This window comes from Thermogutta sp. (assembly GCF_014359955.1).
GTDB lineage: Bacteria > Planctomycetota > Planctomycetia > Pirellulales > Thermoguttaceae > Thermogutta.
In genome coordinates this window covers 1-2323 of sequence record NZ_JACIYL010000707.1, presented here as the reverse complement: position 1 = coordinate 2323, position 2323 = coordinate 1, and the positions used below count along the sequence as shown (strand labels likewise).

Here is a 2323-nt window from a genome sequence, read left to right as displayed (position 1 = left end):
ATCGTTCTAGCGGAGCGGGGCGGTCGCGACGGTGTTCCCCTGGAAATTCGGGTTGTTCTGGACCTGCGAGAGTCGGATGGCAATGAGCTTCTGTTCTCGTTTTCCAGAGGACGCCACGGTAAAGAAGCGGCCGCCCAGGCTGCCGGGTTGATCAGGGATGCACGTGAGAAGGAGCATATCCCCGGGCGCGAGGTCCAGCTTGATCGTGAGGTCGTTCAGGACAATGCGGTCTCTCCGCATTTCCCATCGCACGAGCCCCTCCGTGGCGACGGGCTGAACACGGGGCTCCCCATAGTGCACCTCGGGCACAAGCTGGATGCAAACCGTTCCGTCGGGCTTGGGGGAGAGCGTCATGACAAAAACCCCCTGAGCGCGATAGACGGTCTGTCCCACAATTTGCCCGCTGCTGTCGCGTCGCAATAGCGGCAATTCGTCATAGACCGAAGAAGCAAGCAGTTCTGCCCGTTGATGCGGTTTGGTCTGGAGGTGTCGCCGCACGGGAGCGGACTCATCCTCGTTGCCCGGTTCTTCTATCGTTTCCAGAGCATCTTGATTGATGGGGGCATCCGTCAGGCGAAGCAGCTCAGCCAGTTCCGGCGGTAGGGGGCCGGCGATACGCCCTGCTCGGAATCCATTGCGGTAAAGCTCTTTTCGCGTCTCCGCGGGGATCGCCTGCTCGTCCACATTTTTCCAGAGGTTTTCCACGATGGGGTCGGCGTAGGGAAGACGCACGAAAAAGATGTCCACGGCCGCGCTGTCAGCGTTCATGATGGGTGGGTTCAGGGGCGATTTTTGACCCACCTGAAGCTGCGTGCATCCACACACAGCGACAGAGAGTCCCCCTATCAGCACCTGGAGCGTCATCCTGTGAAGTGTTGCGCCTGTCCGAGTGCGCATGAAGAATCCAGCGTCCGTGCGGCAAACAGAAAACTCGGTTGACAACGCAATTGGCCGAACTGTCCCCTCGGGTTTCCCACCCATAGGGGGACGTAGCGTAGCGATCTTCTATGCGCGCGTCAACCGCAATAGGGTCTTAATAGCGCCAGGGACAGCCGGTGCATGGGCATGCCGCGACCAGAATCTGCCGGCCTGGACGATGCTCCGGGGGTGGTAGGGGTGATTCATGAATCGCCCTTATGGGAAATTCCATCGTTTTGGGCGCTCGCGATTGTACTCCCATTGATGCATGGTCCTGCCGCGGTTGGCCACAATACCCGGGGTTGTCGGAACTGCTGCCGAAAAGCGAGGATGCGTCACCAGTCGGGTTGGAAGAGTCGCGGCCGGGGGAACATGGCTGGCTAAAGAGGAGGCACGCTGGATAGCTTGCAGGACCATGTCGGCGTGCCCAGTACGTCATATTCGGAGCATGAAAAAAACAGTGACCGGGGCGACGTGCCCCGGCCACCGCGAAAGGAGGAAATGGATGACGCCTTTTGTTGGGGATTGCTTCGCAGCGTCTTCCCTCAGGAATGTTCACATCGGTGGAAGGGGTGCCAGGTTCACCGCCTGAATCTTGGAAACAGAGGCCGGTTCCAGACTGGCGGAATCGTCGGGCTTCGGGGCGGCCTCGGGTTTCTGATCGGCGGGGCTTGGACTGGGGGCAGGCGATTCCTCAACGGAGGGAGCACACACTCCGCAGGCCTGAGCCGCCAGGCACTCCGCACACACGTACTGCACCACGGTTTTGTACACAGGCACCTCTACTTCGTATTCTTTCTTGACGAGTTTTTTGATGGATCGGGTGCGACCGACCTGAGGCGGAACCGGGCAGGGACGTTGGTGACCGAGGTCGTAAATCCAGCCCGACAGAATTCCCGAAGGACGGGCGCAGGAATCGCACGACTGGCATCCCAGATCGCAACTCTCGGCAGCGTCGCAGGCGTCGCAGCCGGGATCGCAGGATCGCCCAGGATGGCTGGGCAGCATCGTGCACACATCAGCCGCTTCCACACACCAGCAGTATTTTTTGATCTTTTCAACGCCGCACTCGATGCGACAGACTTTTTGCTGGCACGGTCCTGGCCGACCGCATATAGCGCATCGTCCAGGGGAACCGCGGACTTCTGTAGGGTCACCCCCGAAAACGGGGCCCAGCGTGCCCACGACGATCAACAGTCCAATCCACCAGTATTTTGGACTCATCGACTTATCCTCCTCGGTTGGTTGGCCTTCCTGGTATTTCGCACACAAATCCGGACGCGTTTATTGACTTTATGTCGGACGGCTCTACGTCCTGGCGCTCGTTCAACGGACCGCGTCAGAAGTCCACCTGCGCACGCATTTCGAAGACGTTGATGTCAGAGTTGGGCGCGTTATTGGCCGG

Annotated in this window: 2 protein-coding genes; both read right to left on the bottom strand. The window is 59.6% G+C overall.

Annotation, left to right across the window (positions count from 1 at the left end; translation table 11 throughout):
• Nucleotides 1–6: 6 nt before the first annotated feature.
• A complete protein-coding gene (locus tag H5U08_RS16085) occupies nucleotides 7–897 on the bottom strand; it encodes a hypothetical protein (RefSeq protein WP_297035357.1) in 891 nt (296 codons plus the stop codon).
• A 576-nt stretch (nucleotides 898–1473) separates the two neighbouring features.
• Nucleotides 1474–2142 carry a hypothetical protein gene (locus H5U08_RS16080; protein ID WP_297035354.1) on the bottom strand — a complete coding sequence of 223 codons (669 nt, stop codon included), beginning with the start codon at nucleotides 2140–2142 and terminating at the stop codon, nucleotides 1474–1476.
• Nucleotides 2143–2323 lie beyond the last annotated feature (181 nt).